The 21,764-nt window shown below is 65.2% G+C and carries 20 protein-coding genes; 9 read left to right on the forward strand and 11 right to left on the reverse strand.

Features of this window, described 5'->3' with window-relative positions; all coding sequences use genetic code 11:
* Positions 1 to 14 precede the first annotated feature (14 nt).
* Complete coding sequence (locus ABZW16_RS02185) at positions 15 to 341, forward strand: hypothetical protein (protein WP_354951247.1); 327 nt, start codon at positions 15 to 17, stop codon at positions 339 to 341.
* A 94-nt stretch (positions 342 to 435) separates the two neighbouring features.
* Here ABZW16_RS02185 and ABZW16_RS02190 read toward each other — a convergent pair whose 3' ends face one another.
* The gene (locus tag ABZW16_RS02190) at positions 436 to 936 is read right to left on the reverse strand and encodes a hypothetical protein (protein WP_354951248.1); all 501 of its coding nucleotides are present in this window, start codon (positions 934 to 936) and stop codon (positions 436 to 438) included.
* Between the two features lie 279 nt (positions 937 to 1,215).
* On the opposite strand from ABZW16_RS02190, the gene ABZW16_RS02195 reads away from it, so the two are divergent.
* From ABZW16_RS02195 to msrA, 3 genes are all read left to right on the forward strand, one after another.
* Positions 1,216 to 1,998 (forward strand): IS5 family transposase, encoded by a 783-nt coding sequence (locus ABZW16_RS02195; RefSeq protein WP_354951250.1) that lies wholly within the window; start codon positions 1,216 to 1,218, stop codon positions 1,996 to 1,998.
* A gap of 789 nt (positions 1,999 to 2,787) precedes the next feature.
* The gene (msrB, locus tag ABZW16_RS02200) at positions 2,788 to 3,243 is read left to right on the forward strand and encodes a peptide-methionine (R)-S-oxide reductase MsrB (protein WP_354951252.1); all 456 of its coding nucleotides are present in this window, start codon (positions 2,788 to 2,790) and stop codon (positions 3,241 to 3,243) included.
* Positions 3,240 to 3,755: a peptide-methionine (S)-S-oxide reductase MsrA gene (gene msrA, locus ABZW16_RS02205; RefSeq protein WP_354951254.1), complete on the forward strand. Its 516-nt coding sequence runs from the start codon at positions 3,240 to 3,242 to the stop codon at positions 3,753 to 3,755. The genes msrB and msrA overlap by 4 nt, the downstream gene beginning before the upstream one ends.
* 37 nt (positions 3,756 to 3,792) lie before the next feature.
* Here the strand turns inward: msrA and ABZW16_RS02210 are convergent, their stop codons facing one another.
* On the reverse strand, positions 3,793 to 4,746 hold the full coding sequence (locus ABZW16_RS02210; RefSeq protein ID WP_354951255.1) for a DMT family transporter: 954 nt from the start codon (positions 4,744 to 4,746) through the stop codon (positions 3,793 to 3,795).
* A 38-nt stretch (positions 4,747 to 4,784) separates the two neighbouring features.
* Between ABZW16_RS02210 and ABZW16_RS02215 the strand changes: the two genes are divergently transcribed.
* A complete protein-coding gene (locus tag ABZW16_RS02215; protein ID WP_354951257.1) occupies positions 4,785 to 5,315 on the forward strand; it encodes a CGNR zinc finger domain-containing protein in 531 nt (176 codons plus the stop codon).
* Positions 5,316 to 5,318: 3 nt separating this feature from the next.
* Here the strand turns inward: ABZW16_RS02215 and ABZW16_RS02220 are convergent, their stop codons facing one another.
* The 3 genes from ABZW16_RS02220 to ABZW16_RS02230 form a co-directional block, all read right to left on the reverse strand.
* Complete coding sequence (locus ABZW16_RS02220) at positions 5,319 to 5,864, reverse strand: hypothetical protein (RefSeq protein WP_354951259.1); 546 nt, start codon at positions 5,862 to 5,864, stop codon at positions 5,319 to 5,321.
* Positions 5,865 to 6,130: 266 nt separating this feature from the next.
* Positions 6,131 to 7,861 carry a DUF3556 domain-containing protein gene (locus ABZW16_RS02225; RefSeq protein ID WP_354951261.1) on the reverse strand — a complete coding sequence of 577 codons (1,731 nt, stop codon included), beginning with the start codon at positions 7,859 to 7,861 and terminating at the stop codon, positions 6,131 to 6,133.
* A gap of 90 nt (positions 7,862 to 7,951) precedes the next feature.
* Positions 7,952 to 9,376 (reverse strand): MFS transporter, encoded by a 1,425-nt coding sequence (locus ABZW16_RS02230; RefSeq protein WP_354951263.1) that lies wholly within the window; start codon positions 9,374 to 9,376, stop codon positions 7,952 to 7,954.
* Between the two features lie 97 nt (positions 9,377 to 9,473).
* Here ABZW16_RS02230 and ABZW16_RS02235 point away from each other — a divergent pair, with 97 nt between their 5' ends.
* Positions 9,474 to 10,064, forward strand: coding sequence for a helix-turn-helix transcriptional regulator (locus tag ABZW16_RS02235; RefSeq protein WP_354951265.1), 591 nt, complete (start codon positions 9,474 to 9,476; stop codon positions 10,062 to 10,064).
* A 7-nt stretch (positions 10,065 to 10,071) separates the two neighbouring features.
* On the opposite strand, the gene ABZW16_RS02240 is transcribed toward ABZW16_RS02235, so the two are convergent.
* Positions 10,072 to 10,863: a transporter substrate-binding domain-containing protein gene (locus tag ABZW16_RS02240; RefSeq protein ID WP_354951267.1), complete on the reverse strand. Its 792-nt coding sequence runs from the start codon at positions 10,861 to 10,863 to the stop codon at positions 10,072 to 10,074.
* A gap of 111 nt (positions 10,864 to 10,974) precedes the next feature.
* On the opposite strand from ABZW16_RS02240, the gene ABZW16_RS02245 reads away from it, so the two are divergent.
* Complete coding sequence (locus tag ABZW16_RS02245) at positions 10,975 to 11,256, forward strand: YggT family protein (RefSeq protein ID WP_354951269.1); 282 nt, start codon at positions 10,975 to 10,977, stop codon at positions 11,254 to 11,256.
* Between the two features lie 29 nt (positions 11,257 to 11,285).
* Complete coding sequence (locus ABZW16_RS02250; RefSeq protein WP_354951271.1) at positions 11,286 to 12,053, forward strand: alpha/beta hydrolase; 768 nt, start codon at positions 11,286 to 11,288, stop codon at positions 12,051 to 12,053.
* Here the strand turns inward: ABZW16_RS02250 and ABZW16_RS02255 are convergent.
* Complete coding sequence (locus ABZW16_RS02255) at positions 12,033 to 12,857, reverse strand: SAM-dependent methyltransferase (RefSeq protein ID WP_354951273.1); 825 nt, start codon at positions 12,855 to 12,857, stop codon at positions 12,033 to 12,035. The genes ABZW16_RS02250 and ABZW16_RS02255 overlap by 21 nt on opposite strands.
* A gap of 123 nt (positions 12,858 to 12,980) precedes the next feature.
* Here ABZW16_RS02255 and ABZW16_RS02260 point away from each other — a divergent pair, with 123 nt between their 5' ends.
* Positions 12,981 to 15,113 carry an EAL domain-containing protein gene (locus tag ABZW16_RS02260; protein ID WP_354951275.1) on the forward strand — a complete coding sequence of 711 codons (2,133 nt, stop codon included), beginning with the start codon at positions 12,981 to 12,983 and terminating at the stop codon, positions 15,111 to 15,113.
* Between the two features lie 20 nt (positions 15,114 to 15,133).
* On the opposite strand, the gene ABZW16_RS02265 is transcribed toward ABZW16_RS02260, so the two are convergent.
* From ABZW16_RS02265 to ABZW16_RS02280, 4 genes are all read right to left on the reverse strand, one after another.
* Positions 15,134 to 18,607, reverse strand: a complete 3,474-nt coding sequence (locus ABZW16_RS02265) for a protein kinase (RefSeq protein ID WP_354951277.1) — start codon at positions 18,605 to 18,607, stop codon at positions 15,134 to 15,136.
* Positions 18,608 to 18,864: 257 nt separating this feature from the next.
* On the reverse strand, positions 18,865 to 19,977 hold the full coding sequence (locus ABZW16_RS02270; protein ID WP_354951279.1) for an ABC transporter ATP-binding protein: 1,113 nt from the start codon (positions 19,975 to 19,977) through the stop codon (positions 18,865 to 18,867).
* A gap of 10 nt (positions 19,978 to 19,987) precedes the next feature.
* On the reverse strand, positions 19,988 to 20,806 hold the full coding sequence (locus tag ABZW16_RS02275) for a carbohydrate ABC transporter permease (RefSeq protein WP_354951280.1): 819 nt from the start codon (positions 20,804 to 20,806) through the stop codon (positions 19,988 to 19,990).
* Positions 20,803 to 21,762, reverse strand: a complete 960-nt coding sequence (locus ABZW16_RS02280) for a sugar ABC transporter permease (RefSeq protein WP_354951282.1) — start codon at positions 21,760 to 21,762, stop codon at positions 20,803 to 20,805. The genes ABZW16_RS02275 and ABZW16_RS02280 overlap by 4 nt, the downstream gene beginning before the upstream one ends.
* Between the last annotated feature and the right edge of the window lie 2 nt (positions 21,763 to 21,764).

Here is a 21,764-nt window from a genome sequence, read left to right on the forward strand (position 1 = left end):
AGAGGAGGTATTAGATGATCAATCTCAATCTCGGTGCATTTCTGGTCGCACCAAATGGGGTGCTGTGGAGGTTGCTCAGGAATATTTCGCCGCTACTGGATCCGGACCTGGAAGTCCGCGGAACGCCCAATGAGGTAGTGCGCGAGAGGGTTCGACATGTCTTGGGTAGGTCGGCATACTGCGATGGCGGTACAGCTGTCATCTCCGGCTGGATGTACAACAGCGAGGAGGAACGGCTCGCGGCGGCCAAGGCGTACGAAGAGGCAGGCCCCAGGGTGCAGCAGCAGATCCGAGCTCTCGGCATCGCGCTGGCCAAGGAGGCAGGCGAGACTGCCGGATGACGAAGCCGAGACGAGGCGGATTCGAACCTTCTGGCAGCGAATAACTCTCAGAGCGTGTTTGTGAGCGGGCTGGTGTAGGTCTGGTTGCGAGTGTTCAGAGGTCGAAGGTGTTTCGGATGGCCTGGATATCGGCGATCTGGTGTGTCGGCAGTTGGTAGCTTGAGTGCGCCGTTAGCTGCATGTGCGGTGAATAACATTGGACGTCGAGGCCGTCGATCGTTCCTGACCCCGACAGCGCTTCCGGGGTCAACTGTTGGTCCCCGTCCCAGAGTGGGGTCCCCGAGCCGTCGTCGTTGATGCGGGCGACGTGGATATCGATCTCGCGACCGTCGTCGTCACGCAGGACGAACGCAGTGGGGCGGCCGTCGTCCAGGGTGAGGTTCTCCTCCCATTCGTAAGCAAGGAGAAAGCCGCGTTCGGCGAGCATGTCGAGGGCGATGTCCAACTCGGTGTCGACGAGCAGGAGGTCGAGATCCTTGTGCGTTCGAGTCTGCTGTCCGAGAAGGGCATCGATCCCCCAACCGCCTTGTACCCACGCCCTGACGGAGTGCGCGCGCAGCAGTTCGAGTATCCCGCGGGCGTCGGGTGCGTTCATCATCCGATCATTTCACCGGGCAACAGCGGCGCTGTCACCTCATTTGCCCGGGAACACTCCGCGAGACGACATCACGCTGTCGACGTATCGTGCGGCAATCCGCCGCGTCCAGCGTGTGACGGCTGGGAGATAGGTGAACTCCTGGTAGAGCAGTGATTGCTGAGATCGATTGCTGCACCAGGAGTTCGCTTGTCATCATCGCCTATCGCCGTGTGCCCGTCGTGCCCGACCCACGGTGACAGCCCGGCCCATCGGTGCAGGGTGTACCCGTCCTCGTCGTTGACCGACGCCGAGTGGGCGATCGTGGTGGACCTGTTGCCGCCGCCCGGCAACCGGGCAGGCAAGGGCGGCAGGCACGAAAAGTATTGCCGCCGTGTGATTGTCGATGCGATCTTCTATGTGGTCCGAGGTGGTATCGCGTGGCGGCAGCTGCCCCGGGACTTCCCGCCCGCGATGACCGTGTACACCATCTTCCGGCGCTGGTCGGCTATCGGAGCGTGGCAGGTCGTGCACGATGCCCTGCGTGACCGGGTCCGGGTCCGCGCTGGACGTGCACCGCAGCCGACCGCGGCGATCATCGACTCCCAGTCGATTCAGGGCAGCGACACCGTGCCCGCGTACAGTCGGGGCTACGACGCGGGGAAGAAGACCAACGGCCGCAAACGTCACATCGCGGTGGACAGCCTGGGGCTGCTGCTGACCGTCGTGGTCACCGTGGCCTCGATCCAGGACCGCGACAGCGCGGTGCGTCTGCTGGCTGTGATGCGGGCGAAATTCTCCACGATCACCTTCGTCTGGGCCGACGGCGGCTACACCGGACGTCTGGTCGTGTGGGCGAAACATGTTCTGGCACTGACTGTTCAGATCGTGAAGCGGTGCGACGATGCCAGCGGGTTCACCGTCCTGCCGCGTCGCTGGGTCGTCGAACGTACCTACGCCTGGATCACCAAACACCGCCGCTGCGTCCTCGACTACGAGACCAGACCCGACCACCACGAAGCCATGGTCCTGCTCGCGATGATCTTCACCATGACCCGCCGTCTCGCCAGAGACTGCGAGTAACCCCACCGCTCACAAACACGCTCTCAGCCTGAAGAGGTCTCACCACCGAAACAGTGCCGGATACAGCCTTGGATCGTTCGCACCGAGCCACCAATTCCGGCAGTTCTGATGCCATCCCGCACAAGAACCTCTCCCCAGCGGCGAAACTCCTTGCGGGAAGGGGGCCCTACTGAATCAGCCCCTGCCATGCACACGCGCTCACCGTCGTCGTCCAGGTTGCGATCGAGGACACCGAGGCGACCTAGACCGAAGTCGATATCGCTTGTGCGTGCTACAAGCTCCTTCGCTTGGCCAAAGCGCGTGCGGACAAATCGGTCCGCGCGGATACATGCCGAAAGCGATTGGAACCCGACGAACTGAATGAGCTCGTCAGCTCAGCTGCGCCGATCGAGTGCAGGCTCGCAGCGTGATGCTGCGGTATTACGAGGACAGCTCGAACCTTGCCGCGTTCGCGATGAGCGGGTGAGCCGCCTCGCGGGAACTGGCCTGGTGGACTGCCGTCGTGGTCCCTGAGCCGCGAACCAATTCGCGCTGACCGCGACGTCGGGCATCGGCCATACGCAGACCGTGCTGGATCACAGGTGACTTCATGACGACGACGTCCTGCGCCGCATCGTCGCGAACCGTGGCAGAAAGCCGGGCGGGATCGGTGTTGACTGTGTCCACCGCGGAAAATGGCAGTTCGAACCGCTCACGGCCGGATTTATGACCAAAGTGTGACGCGCGGCCGGGCGAGGACTTTCCGAGCCTCGACGCCGGTTGTACGTGGGGCCGATATGAGGAGGTCATGTGGCACGGGAATACAACCGGAATCCTGCGGCGATCGCCGCGCTGTCGCCTGAGCAGTACCAGGTCACGCAGGCGAACGGGACCGAGCGGGCATTCACCGGCGAATACTGGGACAATCACGAGCCGGGTATCTACGTGGATGTGGTGTCCGGTGAGCCGTTGTTCGCCTCGGTCGACAAGTTCGACAGTGGCAGCGGGTGGCCGAGTTTCACCAAGCCGATCGATACCGAGAATGTGGTCGAGAAGCGGGACCTCAGTCATCTGATGATCCGCACCGAGGTGCGTTCGGCGCACGGTGACAGCCATCTCGGGCATGTGTTCACCGATGGGCCACGTGCGGCGGGCGGGCTGCGCTACTGCATCAATTCGGCGGCGCTGCGGTTCATCCACCTCGACGATCTCGAGGCGGAAGGTTATGGGCAGTACCGAACTCTTTTCACGAAGGAGGACGCGTGAGCGACACGCGGAAGGCGATTCTCGCGGGCGGATGCTTCTGGGGCATGCAGGATCTGATTCGTAGGCAGCCGGGAGTGCTGTCCACGCGCGTCGGCTACACCGGCGGGCGCAACGATCGCCCGACCTATCGCAATCACCCGGGGCATGCCGAGGCCATCGAAATCGTCTACGACCCGGCACTGACCGACTACCGGGCGCTGCTGGAGTTCTTCTTCCAGATCCACGATCCGACGACGAAGGACCGCCAGGGCAACGATATCGGTACCAGCTACCGTTCGGCGATCTTCTACCTCGATGACGAGCAGAAGCGGATCGCGCTGGACACCATTGCCGATGTCGACGTATCGGGGCTGTGGCCGGGCCCGGTGGTCACCGAGGTAACCCCGGCAAGTGCGTTCTGGGAGGCCGAGCCCGAGCACCAGGATTACCTGGAGCGCTACCCGGACGGCTACACCTGCCACTTCCCGCGGGCGGGTTGGAAGCTGCCGAAGCGCCAGAGCGCCGCTCAGTAGTTCCGTATCGCCCTCGGCGGATGCCCGCCGGGGGCGTTCACCTATCGATTACCGCGGTATCGGGATCGGCCTCCCCCTGGCGGACGATGACGACTCCGATGAGGATGAGCGCACCGCCCAGCAACTGGACGGGACGAGGAGCCTCGCCGAGCAGGGTCCAGGCGAAGGCCAGCGCGGCAAGGACTTCGAACAGGGCGACGAACGAGGCCAGGCGGGAGCCGAGCAGGCGGGTGGCGGCGATTCCGGTGACATAGGCGATGGCTGCGCATACCGTGCCCAGCGCCAGCACCGGCAGCCACCATGAGACGGTGAAGTCTTGGAAGACAACGGGATCGGTGCTGGCGTGCAGGGGGACGATGCCGACCGCGCCCGCTGCCAGCAGGGCGAGTCCGCCGACGAGCAGACCACCGGCCGCGAGCACCGTGCCCGGTAGCGTGCCATCGCCATGGGCGGAGAGCACGAAATAGGCAGCGGCCCCGACCATCGCGGCCAGCGCCCACACCACACCCACCCCACTGGCACTCAGACCCGAGCGCAGATCGATGACGAGCACCAAGCCGGCCATCCCCAGCAGTGCGCCGAAAACCGTTGTGGTACCGGGACGTTGGCGATGACGCAGCCACAGCCAACCCACCACGGCAACCGGCGCGGTGTATTCGATGAGCAGTGCCACCCCGACCTGCATACGCGCCACGGCATTGAAATAGGCCAGCTGGGTACCGGCCACGGCGAGCATGCCATACGCGATGATCAGGGATGCGTTGCGGCGCAACAGCTCCCAGTCACCGCGCAGCCGCAACACCGCGAACGGCAACAGTACCGCGGCGGCGACCAGCACCCGCACCGCCACCACCGCCGCCGAACTCCAGCCCGCGTTCATCAAGCCCCGGGCCAGCGGTCCGGACAGCCCGAACGAGGATGCGGACAGCACCGCGAGAATCAGTCCGGATCTCAGCCGCCGCCCGGCTCTGTCATGAGTCATCGTCGCCATGGCTAATGACGCTAAGATCGGTCGCGTAATATGTCAATATGGTCTTTGCTCATGACACCGAAGCGTCGCTGGTCGCCGCGGTCGAGCTGGTGAATTCGGCGGAGGCACCGGATACGCTGACCGAAATCGACCAGCTCACCGAGTTTTTCGTCAAACACGCCTACGCCGGCGTGCACTCCCGCGATGCCACGGAGCTGGCTGCGGTACGCGCCATCCGCGCGCCCCTACGCCGGATGCTGACCAGCGATCGCGATACGACAGTGCGGCTGATCAACGAGACCCTGGCGCAGCATCGAGCCCTGCCGCAGCTGGTCCGGCACGGCGATGTCGACTACCACATCCACGCGGTGCCCCTGGAGGCCGCGCTGCCGGTCCGCATTGCCGTCGAGACCGCGACGGCCATGATCGATGTGATCCGCTCCGACGAGCTCAGCCGCCTGTCCCGCTGCGCCGATGACGACTGCGACGGCATCGTGTTGGACCTGTCCCGCAACCGATCCCGTCGCTACTGCAGCACCGCATGCGGCAACCGCAATGCCGTCGCCGCCTATCGCGCCAGGAAGAAATGACGCTCATCCACCCCTGGTGAGAGCTTCCAGCTCGGTGCGCAATGCCGCGACCTCGGCGGCCAGTTCATCGCGCAGCTGTTCGCGTTCCCGCAGGCTGGCGCGCAGATTCTCGACCGTATCGTGCATCGCCGCCAACTTCCGGTCGGCACCCTGCAGCCGCCACTCCACGACCGCGTGACGGTCGACCTCCGAACTCGCGATCCCGACCCATTCCACGACATAATCGAGCCACTCGGGCTGCTTCGGCATGGGCTCATCGGAATCCCAACCGCGGCGGACCGAAGGCTTCGACGAAAGCACCCGCTCCCCGCCCTGCGTGGAGTTCAGCTGCACGAGGTCGAACTTCCCGGCACTGGTCACCACCGCCGTGAGCCGATAGCGCCCAGCCAGATGCATCCGCAGCTCCGCCGCACCCCGCCCATCGGCATCCAGCGCACCGAGCCACGGACCGTCCGCCGCCTCGATAATCGATGCGAGCACCCCGAGCTGCCCGACACTGCGCCGCCCCCGCGTCGCCCGCTCGAGCAGATCATCGGGCGTGGCACTCATCTGATCCCAGTGCATCGCACCTCGCCCTCTCTCGTCGACCGGCACCTGCGAACATATATGCGCCGCCCACAATGCCACGGACGGGCGCCAATCGTGTCACCGCCCAGTCGCGGATGTGCGAGCGCGACGCACCGACGCCACCCATCGAAGGTGCCCGGCTGTGCCGTGCCGTCGGCGCGGCCACTCGATACCGCTCGGACAGCGCCGGTAGCAACGGATCCCACACCTGCCCGGACATCGTCACCCCGTGCAACAGAACCAGCGGCTCACGGCTCATCGGAGCCCTCCAGGACGTGGACGGGGACGTCGTCGGCCCAAGGTTGGCGGGTCACCATATCGGCGACATGCACTGTGCCGCGCTCGAATTCGCCGGTGGCGGCGTCGACGAGGCGGTAGGACTGGGTTTGTTTGTGGATGGGTTGGGCGTCGAGGAGGACAACGCGGACTTCGCCGGGGGCGAAGTGGCAGCGTTCGTGCATGGCGGCGATGAGTTGTTCGTTGTGCATATGGCCGTCACCGAAGTTCCAGCCGACCGCGGTGCTGCAGATGCGTTCGCCGTCGGTGATGGTGTATTCGTCCTCGCGGCCCGCTGGCATAGCGCGGTGGACCAGGGTGAACAGGGCTCGGCCGTGGGTGTTCATGGCGCGGAAGGCGTAGCCCATGAATATCGGGATCGCCGCTCGGTCCTTGCCGTAGAACCGTTCCAATTGGGCCTGCGGCATGCTGGCGATCGCGACAATGCCCTTGTTGATCTTCTCGGCGGCCGAGGGTTTGATGCACCACATCGTGGTATCCCAGTTGCCCGCGTAGTACCGCATACCGGGCAGGAACGAAATCTGGTGTGGGAAAAGGTTTCCGGCGACCACGATGCCAGCGATTACGAGGAACAGCAGCAGCACCGGCACCGGGTGCTGCAGACTGCCGAGACCGAGATCGGCGTGCGCGACGAATAACACCAGCACGCCGAAGATCATGAAGACATTCCACTCCAGCGGCACACCCATCGGAATCGCCGTCAGGATCGTCAGGTGGAAGCACACCATCACGATTGCGGCGACCGCGGTCAACCAGCCACCATGGGAGAAGAACAGCACCAACGGAATGCCCATCTCGACGGCCGTGCCGCCGTGGGCGAAGATGCGCGACAACCGTCCGGGCCGCAGATCATCGGGAAAATTCTCGAAGAACTTGCGCTTGAGCGACTTTCGCCGGAATACCGGACTGTTCGACATCATTGTCGAGACCACGAACGGAAAGTGCTTGTTCAGCTTCGAGGTCGCCGCACCCATCCAGATCACCACGAAGACCAACTTCGCCGCGACGACCATATCGGCGGCGAAGAGAAAGGTGACCGCCAGCGTCGCATAGACCTCGCCCCGCGCCGCCAGGAAAATCACCTTATCGCGCAGCCCGATCACTGCCAACAGACCGAGAATCGCCGCGATCTGCCACACCGGCAGCAGTCCGACGGCCGTATCCAACTCCGGTACCGGACCGGTGCCGTCGGAGAACAATGCGACCGCGGTCATCACCAGCAATGCCGCATACAGCACGATGTCCACCGGAGTGCGGCCGGTCCCTTTGGTCAACGGAACCACCGACGGCCACGGCGGAAGCCGAATGGTCCTGGGCCGCAACCAATACAGTATCGATCCCAGCGGCGGAGAGTACCTATTGTTCAGCGGACCGAAGCCGCAACCGAGCCCGACCACCTCGAACAGCAGCGTGTACAGCACCACCTTTTCGAAGACGATCGGCTCGGACCACCAGTCACCGACACCGGTGAATCCATCGATCCCCTTGGTGCACAGGGCGATCAGCCAGCCACCGAGGATGTAGAGACAGATCTTGCCGACGTAGAACAGGTGCAGCACGACAGGCGTCCCGAACCCCACCTCGGCCCAGTGCCGGGCCATCGGGCGGATCCGCTCGCTGCGAGTGCCCTTGCTCCACTCCGCCATATCGACCACGGGCAGGTCGGGTTGGAAAAACCCCATGAAGCACTCTCCGATTCGCCGATACCGAGGCACCAAGCCGAATCAGGACCCCGATGTCCTTCGATACGTTGGCAGCTCGACCTGGTGCTGTCAATCGGGTGTCCCGGCGACCGAGACCTGCCGCGGCGTTCGCACAGCGGCGCGCTGAGCAGACACTCTCCCGACACCAACGACGAGCAGCCCACACACCGCGACAACAATCCACCCCGGTCGAGACGCGTGCGCAAGCGCGCTATCCGCCGCGCCGGTGACAATGCCGCCCGCGATGGCGATACCGAGTGCCGCACCGAATTGCCTTGCGGAGGAGGTGATCCCACCCGCCACACCGGCCCGGTCGGCGGGCAGACCGCTCACCGCGGTGTTGGTGATCGGCGCGTTCGCGAAGCCGAAGCCGACACCGATCAGGAAGTAGGCCAGCAGTAGCAAGGCAAGACTTGTGTGGTCATCGAGGCGTACCAGGCAGAGACCACCGACGGTGATGAAGCCGCCCGCCAACAGCAGCGGCAGCCGCGGACCGACCCGCCCGACGAGAACTCCCGACAACGGCGCGCAGACGGTGGCGGCCACTGCCAGTGGCAAGGTGACCACACCGGCCGCGACCGCGCTCATGCCTCGCGCATGCTGCAGATAGAGGGTATTCAGCAGCAACGTCGCGCTGAATGCGACGAACAGCACCACCGCGCCGACGACAGCCGCAGTGAACTGAACCCGCTGAAACAGGTGCAGATCCATCAGCGGCTCGTCCCGCCGCGACTCGAACCACACGAAACCGACCGTCGCCGCCACCACGCAGCTGTATCCAACCAACGCCGCACCGGACCCCCACCCGAGCCGCGGCCCTTCGATCAGCACCGCCACCGACCCGCCGACAACGGTGATCAGCAGCACCTGGCCGGGACCGTCGAGCCGACGCGCTTGCACCGCACGAGATTCCGGCACGAATACCGTGGTCAGCACCAGGGCCACCAGGACGACCGGCACATTGATCCAGAATACGGATCGCCAACCGAGAGCCGCGATGAGCGCACCACCCAGCGTGGGCCCGACGGCCATGCTCAGGCCGAAGATCGCCGCCCACACCCCGATCGCCCGCGCCCGTTCCTTGGGTTCGGTGATCGCATTGATCACGATCGCCAGCGCCACCGGGCTGAGCATCGAACCACCGATGCCCTGGACAACACGGGCCGCGATGAGCAGACCAATCGACGGTGCCACCGCGCACGCAACCGAGGCCACGCCGAAGACGACCAGTCCGCATTGGAACACTCGTCGTCGTCCGAAACGATCGGCGATCGCCCCCGACGAGATCAGCAGACCCGCCAGCACGAGGGTGTAGGCGTCCACCGTCCACTCCAGATCGCGTGTCCCCACCCGTAATCCGGATCCGATCGAGGGCAGCGCGATATTGACGATCGTCGTATCGAGCCCGACCAGGAACAGGCTCAGGCAGCATACGGCCAGCACGGTCCAGCGCCTGCGTGCACTGATGGGCGGGCGTGGGGCGTTCACAGGCATGGTCATCTCCGGTCGACGATTCGGAATCGGGCACCCGATGATCGCGGCAGCAATCGTCGAACTGGCAGTTAATTTGCGAAAACCGCAAAATGGTCGAATGGACGATGACCTGGCTCAGCTACTCGACGCCATTGGCCCGCGGCTGCGCACGCTGCGCCGGGATCGCGGCATGACTCTCGAGGCCCTGTCCGCCGTGACCGGCATTTCGGTGACCGCGCTGTCCCGCCTCGAATCCGGCAAGCGACGCCCAACCCTCGAGCTACTGCTGCCACTCGCCAAGGCACACCGCGTCGCACTCGACCAGCTCATCGCCGCACCGGCCACCGGCGATCCGCGCGTCCATCTAGTGCCGCGCCGACATCGCCGCAGCGGCAGCATTGTCGTGCCGCTGACCCAATATCCCGGCCGCCTGCAGGTTTTCAAACAGGTCATTGCACCGCGACCACCGAAGCTCGTCACCCATGCCGGATACGAATGGCTCTATGTGCTCGCGGGCGAGCTACGGCTGATCCTCGGCGACAGCGACATTGTGCTGCGCCCGGGTGAGGTCGCCGAGTTCGACACCAACGAGCCGCACTGGTTCGGTCCCGCCGATGACCGAACGGTCGAGATCCTGCATCTCTTCGGACCGCAGGGTGAGAAGCTGCGGGTGCGTGCCAACGGGCCGGTGCTGCCGGCGCACGCCTAGCCCGGTATCAGCCGATCCAGTCGGTCAGCAGCTGATTGCTTCTGCCACTGCGGATTTCGGACTCGAGCCAGGTGTTGACGACGGCGTTGAAGAGGGTGTCGCCCTTCGGCAGGAGGTACGCCTTCGGGGCCGAGTCGAAGGGGGCGTCCGGGTGCAGGACTTGGAGGGCGGGGTGGGTACGTTGGCGATAACGGCCCTCGACCGAATCGGTGACGAATACATCGGCGTTGCGCTGTTCGATCTGGTCGTAAATGGTGAGGTTATCCGGCCAGATGGCGAGTTGGGCCGCGGGAAAATTGGCGCGGGCGAAGGCTTCGTTGGTGCCGCCGCGATTGACGATCACCCGAACCTCGGGACGGTTGATCTGCTCGATGGTCGCGTAGGAATCGGCATCGGCGCGCCGGGTGACCGGGGTCTTGCCGTCGATGGATGTGGCGATGGAGAAGTCGGCGACGCGGCGGCGGGCCGCGGTATCGGAGATGCCGCCGACGGCGATATCGCACTGCGCGAGGAAATCGTCGGTCAGGGTGGACCAGGTCGTCGAAATCCATTGTGGGACAACATGAAGGGTGGCGGCGAGGTCGGTCGCGAGTGCGATGTCGACGCCGCGGTAGGTGCCGTCCTCTTCGCGCAGGGTGTAGGGCGGGTAGTCGCCGGTTGTGCACACCCGCAACACACCCGACTGCTGCACGGTGAACAACCGGGACACCTCCTGCGCCGTCGCGATGGGCCCGGTGGCGAGCAGCCAGCTCATGGTCAACAGGACGGCTATCGGCAGATATCGGAGCGGTCGGCGCATCGAGACAGGCTAACCGACCTGATAGTCGGCTGAGAACCCGACGAATGGGACACTTCCCAGTCGGTCTCGCACGTTGATACTGGTAGTTGGCCACCCACGAAGGAGTTCGACATGCACCTTATCGGAACTTTGCTCGGGTTCGCGCTGACGCTATTCATCCTGCTGCTACTTGCCCGGCTGGTATTCGATTGGATCGGGGTGCTGGCCGATGGGAACCACCCCAGCTGGGTGAACCGTGCCCGCGACCTGACCCATACCTGGACCGAACCGGTGATCGGGCCGGTCCGCCGGTATCTGCGGCCGATCCGGATGGGCGGGCTGTCGATCGACCTGGCCTTCACCGTGGTCTTCATTGTCGTGCTCGTCCTGCGCGCCATCGCCTTCAGCCTGTAGCACCGGCCGCCGAGGCGTTTGATGGACTGATGACCATCGACACCACCATCGCCTACGGCTCCCACCGCGACCAGGTGGCCGACCTGTACCTGCCCGCAATGAACGATCCGGCACCCCTGGTATTCGTCCTGCACGGCGGATTCTGGCGCGCGGCGATCGACCGCACGCATGCCCGCCCGGAGGCACAGGCGTTCGCCGCGCTCGGATACGTGGTCGCGAGTATCGAGTACCGGCGGGTCGGCAACGGCGGCGGATGGCCGGGCACATTCGACGATGCGGCGCAGGCGCTCGATGTACTGCCCACGTTGATCGAAGACGCCCGTCCGGGCCGAATCGACCAGGACCGCATTGCGTACGTCGGACATTCGGCAGGCGGCCACCTGGCCCTCTGGGCGGCATTGCGCCATTACCTGCCGACCGGCGCGAGCTGGCGCACCGAGACCGCACCGCGAGTCGCCGGTGTCGTCGCCTTGGCCCCGGCGGCGAACCTGGTCGACGCCTATCACCGCTCCAATGGCGAAGGCGCGGTGGCCGAATTGCTCGGTGGCGGCCCCGACGAATTGCCCGAGCGTTACGCCGCGACCGATCCCGCGCTGCTCGGCAGCGCTGACATCCCGGTCGTCGTCGTACACGGTGATAAGGACCAGCGCCTGCCGATCGAGATGGCCCGAGAATACTGCGCGAAATCCGGTGCGGAACTCGTCGAGCTGCCGGATACCGGACACTTCGAACTCATCGATCCCGCCTCCGCCGCATGGCCTTTCGTGGTTGCTGCGCTACGGCGCTGCCTCGACTGAGTTCTTGCGGGCGACACCAGCGTAGGCGCCGGATTGTTCGGGCGCGGAATAGATATCGTCTGGATTGTCCGGCCGCCACAGCGGCAGATGCACCAGACCGGGTTCCATCAACGACCAGCCGTCGAAGTACGCCGCGATCTCGTCCTTGGCGCGCAGCACGATTTCGGTCGAGGTGCGGCCGGAGAGTTTCTGCGCCTCCAGGACCTCGGTGGGTTGTCCGTCGAAGGTGGCGTGGGTGATCGCCAGGTAGCTGCCGGATGCGACCGCATCCCGCAGCGCGGCCACACAACCGCGCGGATCGGCATCGTTGCCGACGAAGTGCAGCACACCGAGCAGCAGCACCGCGACCGGCTCGTCGAAGTCGATCAGCTTGCGCACCTGCGGATCGGCCAGGATGACATCGGGCTGGCGGACATCGGCCTGGATGACCGCGGTGCGCGGATCGCCGTCGAGAATGGCGCGACTGTGCGCGACGGCGACCGGGTCGATATCGACATAGACCACCCGCGCCGACGGGTCACGCCCCTGCGCGACCTCGTGCACATTGCCGACCGTCGGAATCCCGGATCCGATATCGAGGAACTGGTTGATCCCGGCGTCAACGAGGAAGCGCACGCACCGGCGCAGCAGATCCCGATTCGCCCGCATGGTCTCGGCGACATTCGGCGTGAACGCCTCGATCTGGAGTGCCAACTGGCGATCGATCTCGAAATTGTGCATACCGCCGACGAAGTAGTCGTAGACCCGCGACGCGCTCGGCCGATCCAGATCGATACCCTCGGGAGCCCAACTCGGTCTGGTCATGAAAACCTCTCGTACCGCCCACATTTCGGTCGCCCCGCACCAGCGATTCGCCGCCATCGTATACCGGCCATAGGCGCACCGCCGGGCTTCACGCGTGCTCCCCGGCCGGTAAGATCGGGCTCCATGGGTTGGGAAGCCGGGCACGGTTCAGGAGACGGCCCGAGCGCCGATCTGACCGCCCGCTGGACGGCCGCGCTCAGTGCTGGGGCCCGCGATCATGTGGTGCCGATGAGTGCGGCCGAGGCGCGTATGTTGTTGACCCGGCTGGCCCGGGGGTTCGAGAAGGCCGCCGACCCCGGCGAACCGACCGATCGGGTCGCCGAACTCGGGGCCGAGCTGGCCCGGTCGCACTTCGTCGGCGACGAGGTGCTCGGCCGCAGCCTCGCCGTGCTGAGCGCCCATTTCACCGCGGCGGGCACCGTCGCTGCCGAACGATTGGCACAGTTGCTCGGGGCCTTCGCGAACGGGTATGTCCGAGCATTCCGGGCCTGGCTGCTGGCCGAACAGGATAGCGTGCGCGCCGCCGAGATCGCCGCTCGGCGCGCCGTCACCGAACAGCTGCGTGCCAGTGACGCGCGGCTGCGGGCGGTATTCACCCAGGCGGGAATCGGCACCGGGCTCTCGGATATGAGCGGCCGGATCCTCGAAGTCAATACCGCGTTCGCCAGCATGCTCGGTTACCAACCCGAGCAGATGTACGAACTCGAGGTCACCGATCTGACGCATCCAGAAGACGATCCAAATATGTGGGACCTCTATCTGGCTCTGCTGCGCGGCGAACACGATAACGTGCAGGTCGAGAAGGCTTACCGGCATCGCGACGGCAGCACTGTATGGACCAATCTCAATGTCTCGCTCATCCGCGACGAATACGGTCGGCCCCAGTACACGCTCGTGCTGGTGGAGGACATCTCCGAATGGCACGCACTGCGCGAACGCCTGCACTACCGCGCCCACCACGACCAGCTGACCGGGCTGCCGAACCGAACGAAGTTCATCGACGCGCTCACCGCCGCCTTCGCCGATCCCAGCGCCACATTCGGCCTCTGCTATATCGACCTCGACCACTTCAAACTCGTCAACGACACCTTCGGGCACGCGGTCGGCGACGAACTGCTCATTCAGGCCGCGGCCCGCCTGCGCGTCCGAGCCCGTCCCGGCCAGCTCGTCGCCCGCATGGGCGGCGATGAATTCGTCATCCTGGTCCCCCAGGTCAACACATGCGACCGGACGGCCGAGGTCGCGCAGACCATGCTCGACGCCTTCGCCGACCCATTCGATATCCAGGGCCACCACCTGAACGTCAGCGCGAGCGTCGGGGTACTGGCCGGACGTGCCGACCACCGCAGCGCCGATGAACTCCTGCAGGCCGCCGACACCACGATGTACTGGGCCAAGGCCGCGGGCCGCGGCCGGTACGCGGTCTTCGACGCCGACCGCGGCCGCCGCGAGCACACCCGCGCCGAACTCTCGGCCGCCATGCCCGCCGCCCTGGTGCGCGATGAACTCTTCCTCGACTACCAGCCCATCGTCGCCCTGGCCGACCAGCGGATGGTGGCCGTCGAGGCCCTGGTGCGCTGGCGGCATCCCGAACTGGGCGTGCTCGCCCCGGCGCAATTCGTCGACCTCGCCGAGGACAACGGCCATATCGGCGCATTGGGTGCGCAGGTACTCGAGCGCGCGTGCCGCGACAGCAGCGACTGGCACAGCCGGTTTCGCGAGCACACGCCGATCGTCAGCGTCAATGTGTCCGCCGCCGAAGTGGCCGATCCGACCTGGTTGGACCGGGTGCAGCGGGTCATCGCCGAGACCGGAATAGCGCCGGATCGGCTACAACTCGAACTGACCGAGCGGGCGTTCATGCACACTACCGGTCGGCCGCTGCAGGCACTGCGCACCCTCGCCGAAGCCGGAATCCGTATCGCCATAGACGATTTCGGCACCGGCTATTCCAATCTCGCCTACCTCGGCCAACTCCCACTCGATGTCGTCAAACTCGCCGGCCCGTTCATCCGCTGCATCCGCACCCCGGAATCCCCCGGCGCCACCGATCTGCTCGTACTCGAATCGATCGTCGAACTCACCCACGCCCTCGGCTACACCCTGACCGCCGAATGCGTCGAAACGCGGTATCAGGCCGACCGGCTCGCCGCACTCGGCTGCGATACCGCACAGGGTTGGCTGTTCCACCGCCCGATGCCCGCCCATCAGGTCACCGATCTGCTCGCCGCGACCAGTGTCCCCGCGGGCGAGTGATCGGGTCGACGATATTTGCGTCAGATCGTTTGGGCTGCATGGGCATTGACCAATGCGAGCAGGAATTCGGCGGGTACGTCCGGCCATTCGGGATGCCAGCGGTCCGCGAGCTGATCTTCGCGCACCGCGGCGATCGTGGCCACGACATATGGTCCCCCGTCGAGCAGATAGCGGACCGACCCGAGTTCGGCACACTGGGCGGCCACCGTTACCAGCAGGGTCTTGGCCGCATCGGTGCGGCCCGCGGCGGCCAGGCAGGCGATCAGCAATCGGCGCGCCTTCAGCAGTTCCCTCGGACGCTCGACCGATTCGAGCAGGTCGACCCACTCCCGCGCCCAGGTGCAGGCGAGTTCGGTCTTTTCCGGCGATCCCGCGGTGAGCAGCAGCCGGATCGCGGTGAATTCCTCGTACAGTATGGTGAATTCGTCGATCGGGTCTACCGGCTTGCGGCGATTCCCATAGTCGACGACGGGCAGCGGGCCGAATTCCGGATGCGGCGGTAGACCGAGCCGCAGCCGCTCGTTCTCCACCTCCGCGCCCAATCGCGGCAATGACATCGAACGGGCAACGCGGGCACCCTCGTTCAACCTGCGAATGGCGGCCGCGCGATCTCCGCGCAACGCTTTGATGCGGGCCCCGACGACGTAGCGCGCCAACTTGAAATCGACAACGCCCGCCTCGGGGCCCAGTTTGTACCCCTCATCGAGCAACCGTTCCGCCTCCGCGACTTCCCCACGTTCGTACAGCAATTCGCCCAACAGGGATCCGGCCAGGCGCGCGCCGTAGGAGTGACTTCCGCCGGATTGTTTGGCCACCTTCATCGCCCTGCGGAAGTACTGCTCGGCCCCGGTGATATCGAGCTGCAGGCTCGCGGCGAGTCCGAGAAAGCACAAACCGTTGACGTTGTTGTAGAAACCCTTGTTCTGCCGCATATACGGCGCGGACCACTCCTGAATGCGCAACGCCTCGTCGAAGTCGTAGCGATAGCCGGCGGCGAAGGTCGCGACATTCGCCCCGATCGCGACCACATACGGTGACAGTTCTTCGGCCCGGAAGAAGCAGGCAGCCAGCATATCGCCGACACCGGCGAGCACATCCGCGCGCACCTGCACCACCGCATGCACCACACCGGCCTCGGCACGCAGTCGCGCCGTTGTTTCCCCATCGAATTCACCGCTGTCCACATTCGATTCGGCCAGCCGGAGTGCCCGCGCGGCCGGTCCGGCACGGTGCAGCAGGATATTCGCCCACGCCAGATTCAATTGCAGCCGAGGATGGGTTTCGATAATGCTGGCGGGCAGTTTGTTGACCAGACCGATGAGGGTGGCGAACTGCCCGTACTCGAGCAGTGACATACCGTCGCGTTCGACGATCTCGATGGCCCGCTGCTCATCCTCGGCGAGCAGGGCGTGATCGACCGCCTCGCTGACATGCCGATGCTCGGCCAACCACCGCGACGCCGCCCGGTGCAGTTCGGTGATCCGTTCGGGCCGATCACGTTCCAGCCGCTGCTGCAGGAAATCCTGGAAGAGGTGGTGGTATCGGAACCAGTTGCCGTCATCGAGTTTGCGCAGGAACAGATCCTGGAGTTCGATCTGCTCCAGCATGGCCTGCCCATCCACTACGCCGGTGAGCGCCGAGGCGAGTTCACCGCAGATCCGCGGCGTGATCGAGGTCGCCACCATGAAGTCGAGCATGCCGGGTTCCAGGGTGTCCAGGACGTTCTCGACCAGGAATTCGCTGATGGCGTGGTGGCGTCCGGTCAGATGGCTGATCAGCTCGCCGGGATCATCGCTGCCGCGCAGCGACAGTGCCGCCAGTTGCAGTGCCGCGACCCAGCCCTCGGTGGATTCGGTGAGATCCTCGACATCACCGCGATCCAGCTCCAGCCCGCCCAGCTCCACCAGGAATAGGTACGCCTCCTCGACATCGAAACGCAGTGCGTCAGGGCCGATTTCGACCAGCTCGTCGCGGGCTCGCATCGAACTCATCGGCAGCCCGGTCCGACTGCGGCTGGCGATCACCACATGCAGTGTCGGACTACAGCCTTCGATCAGATACCGCAGCGCGCGGGTGGTCGCGGGATCGGTGGCGCGGTGCCAGTCGTCGATGACAACGACGAGTTGTTCACCGCGCCGGTCGATATCGTTGATCAGCGAGGTCAGCACATAGCGTTCGCATTCGTCGCCGTGCTCTTCGAGCAGTTCGCCGAGTTCGCGCGCCAGCGACGGCCGTTCGGCGCGAATGGCTTCGATCAGGTGGGAGAGGAACCAGACCACGTTGTTGTCGTCATTGTCGACGGTCAGCCAGGCCACCGCCACGTCGTCCGCGCTCAGCGCCTGGCACCATTGCGCGGCGAGGGTGGTCTTGCCGAATCCGGTGGGGCCGTGGATGATCGCGAGTCTGCGGTTGCGTCCCTGTTGCAGCAGTGCGATGAGCCGCTGCCGGTCGACCAGCGGGCGGTTGGCCACCGGCGGCCGCAATCGCGTGGCCGGCACGGGCGGAGTGATGGTCGAGCGCATTCCAGAAGTGCGGCGGCGACCGGTCGCGGGCGGTGTGGGTGTCGGGCGTTGTCCGACGGGTTCGGCGGCGGGCAGCGGGATCCGCATCTCGTCGGGCGGCAGACCGTGCCGTTCCTGGATCTCGCGCAGCTGTTCACCGAAATCGGCTGCGCTGGACGGCCGTTCGTCGCGCTCGCGGGACATCGCGCCTTCGATCGCGGCGGTCACATCGGCGGGCAGACCCGCGTCGCCGAGGTCCGGAATCGGATGCCTGGTGATGCGGAGGAACTGTGCGACCAATTGTTCGCCGCTGCGTCGTTCGAAGACCGCGTGGCCGGTGCTCGCGCAGAACAGGGTCGAGGCCAGGCTGTAGATGTCGGCGGTCACATCCGGGACGTGTCCCTGCAGCACCTCGGGTGCGGTGAAGGCGGGTGAGCCGGTGATGGTGCCTGCTGTTGTCTCGAAGCCACCGACCAGCCGGGCAATGCCGAAATCGGCCAACTGCGGCTCACGGTATTCGGTCAGCAGGATATTGCCGGGTTTCACATCGCGGTGCAGCATGCCGCGCCGGTGCGCGGTTTCCAGGGCACCGGCGATCTTCACCCCGATATGCAGCGCCTCCTGCCAGCCGACCGGACCGTGTTGCTGGATGCGGGCGTCCAGTGAACCGTGCGAGTGATAGGGCATCACGATGTAAGGCCGTCCGGTCGCGGTGGAGCCGACTTCGAAGACGCTGACGATATTCGGATGTCCGGAAAGTTTGCCCATGGCGAGTTGTTCGCGGACGAATCGTTCGAGATTCTCCGACTCCAGATCGGCGGTGAGCACCTTGATGGCCACCGTGCGATCGAGTGCGGGCTGGGCGCAGCGATACACCACCCCGAAACCGCCGCGTCCGATCTCGACGGCGTCGGTGAACCCGGCAGCGTCCAATTCCGCCGCGAACCCTGAGGTCAGGTCGCGTTGCGTGGAAAGCGGATCGATGTGCGCCACGACGACCTCGATACAACAATCAACCAGTTACTTCGAGGATATTCCCGTCGCCACGATTGTGCGCGAGCTCGCCCGAGATGGTGATGCAACTCCCTGTGGTGCACGCGATCCGGAGCGCCGAATGTCATTGCGCCGAAACATTCGGCCGCGGCGATCGGGGCTATTCGTCGGCGAGCAACCTAATCAGTTCTGGGAGTGAGCCCATCCGGCACACTCCTGGTGGTAGCCGACCGGCAGGTGAGCACTCCCGCAACCTCTCAGCCCGGGATCCGGGTTCCGTGCACGGGGTGGAACAGGTGCACCGAGGCGGTGTCACGCACGCGCATCGTCACCGATTCACCCAGCGCGGCGGGCGCCCGGTCGGCGGAGCGAGCCACGAAGGTGAGCTGTTCACCGTCGAGACCGGTGAGCGGGGAGTCGGGGACGCGGGCGTAGACATAGGATTCGCTGCCCAACTCCTCGATCAGCTCGACGGTGACGCCGAAACCGGTTCCGTCGCGGCGCAGTTCGAGCTGCTCGGGCCGGATGCCGATGGTCACGGTGTCGAGTCCGGCCTCGGCGAGGCGGGCCAGTCGGGTGCGCGGCAGTTCGACGGTGGTGTCGGCGACCCGGACACCGTCTGCCACGACGGGCACCGTGCACAGATTCATCGATGGCGAGCCGATGAATCCGGCGACGAAGGCGTTGGCGGGCCGATCGTAGAGTTCGGCCGGGGTGCTGAACTGCTGCAGCTTGCCATCGCGCAGTACGGCGACGCGATCACCCATGGTCATCGCCTCGACTTGGTCGTGGGTGACATAGACGGTGGTGGTGCCGAGGCGGCGCTGCAGTGCGGCGATCTGGGTGCGGGTCTGTACGCGCAACTTGGCGTCGAGGTTGCTCAGCGGCTCGTCCATGCAGAACACGCGTGGCTCGCGCACGATGGCGCGGCCCATCGCGACCCGCTGACGCTGTCCGCCGGACAGTTTGGCGGGCTTGCGATCGAGATATGGTGTCAGGCCCAGCAATTCGGCGGCATCGACGACGCGCTTCTTGCGTTCGGCCAACGGCACCTTCATCATCTTCAGCGCGAAACCCATATTCTCCCCGACGGTCTTGTTCGGGTAGAGCGCGTAGTTCTGGAACACCATGGCGATATCGCGGTCCTTGGACGGCACACCGACCATATCGGCGCCGTCGATCCGGATCGATCCGGCGTCGATCTCCTCCAGCCCGGCGAGCATGCGCAGGGCGGTCGACTTGCCCGAGCCCGAAGGTCCGACCAGGACAATGAATTCGCCGTCGGCGATATCCAGATCCAGCGCATCGACCGCGAGCGTGTCGGCGCCCGGGTAGACGCAGGATGCCGAGTCGTAACGGATTGTGGCCATTGACTTTTCCTTACTTGATGGCGCCGAAGGACAGCCCGCGCACCAGCTTGTTCTGCGCGAGCCAACCGGCGAGTACGACCGGCAGCGCGGCGAGTACGGCGGCCGCGGACAACCGCGCCCAGTACAGGCCCTCACCGGTGATGAATCCGACCAGGAACACCGGCATGGTCTGGGCCTGCACCGCGGTGAGATTCACGGCGAAGAAGAATTCGTTCCAGGAGAAGATGACGCAGATCAGCGCGGTGGCCGCAATACCGGGTGAGACCAGCGGCAAGATCACCTCGCGCGCCGATGTCACCAGGCTGGCGCCGTCCATGCTCGCGGCCTCGAGCAGTTCGCCGGGCACCTCCAGGAAGAACGAGCGCATCATCCACACCGCGATCGGCAGATTCATGGCCGTGTAAAGGATGACGAGCGCCCAGATATTGTCGAGCAGTCCGATATCGCCGACGATCACATACAGTGGCACGATCGCCGCGACCACCGGCAGCATCTTGGTGCCGATGAAGAAGAACAGCGCGTCGCGGGTCTTGCGCACCGGTCGCAGCGACAGTGCGAAGGCGGCCGGAATGCCCAGCGCCAGTACCAGCGCCGTCGACACCACGGTCGCGAAGGTGGAGTTCAACAGGCTGGTGCCGATGCCGCTGTCGAGTACGGCGGAGAACTGGTCCAGCGTCGGGGTGAACAACAGCTTCGGCGGGTCGGTATAGGCGTCGCCCTCCTGTTTGAACGCCGTCAGCACCATCCACAGCACCGGGAAGAACATGCCGATACCGACTACCCAGGCGAGGACGCTCCAGATCAGGCCGGACCGTTTGCGCGCGTTCATGCCGCCGCCTCCTTCCCGGTGAATGTCTTGAACAGCAGTCGCAGCGCGAAGGTGGCGACCACGGTGGTGGCGATGACGGTGACCACACCCATCGCGGCGGCCTGGCCGATATCGAAGCCGAGGAATGCGCGCTGGTAGATGTAGAAGGGCAGATTGGAACTGGCGATGCCGGGTCCGCCCGAGGTCATCATGTACACCGCGTCGAAGGTGTTGACCAGATAGATCGCACCGAGTACCGCACCGAGTTCGATGAACCGGCGTAGATGCGGCAGCGTGAGTTCTCGGAAGACCGCGAAGGCATTCGCGCCGTCCACCCTGGCGGCCTCCACGATGTCGCGGGGCATCGATTGCAGCCCCGCCAGGATCAGCAGCATCATGAACGGCGTCCACTGCCAGACCAGATCCGCCATCACCGCGGGCAGCGGATATTTGCTCACCCAGTCGGTCTGACCGACGCCGAACGGTTTCAATACGAAATTGACCAGCCCGAAGACCGGATCGAGCATCGTCGTCTTCCAGATCAGCGCCGCCGCAACGGGTGTCACGAGGAACGGGGTGATCAGCAGGGTGCGCACCACGCCGCGGCCGAAGAAGGCCCGATCCAGCAGCAAGGCCAGCAACAACCCCAGCACCACCGAGATGATGACGGTGCCGACGATCAGGATCACGGTGTTGAACGCGACCTGGCGGAACTGACTGTCGCGGAACACATCCGCGTAGTTCTGCAATCCGGTGAAGTGCCGGGATCCGGGCCGGACCAGATTCCAGGACTGCGTCGAGTAGTACAGCGTGAAGACGAACGGCACCTGGGTGACGACGATCATGAAGATCAGCGCGGGCAGTAGCGGCCCGCGGCGTCGCCAGGCCTCGGCGCGTGAGATCCGATGCGATAGCTCGGCCACGGGCGGAGATCCGGCGGACGACGATACCGCAGGGGCAGTGATTGTTTCGGACATGA

Source organism: Nocardia sp. NPDC004604 (genome assembly GCF_040609795.1).
Classification (GTDB): domain Bacteria; phylum Actinomycetota; class Actinomycetes; order Mycobacteriales; family Mycobacteriaceae; genus Nocardia.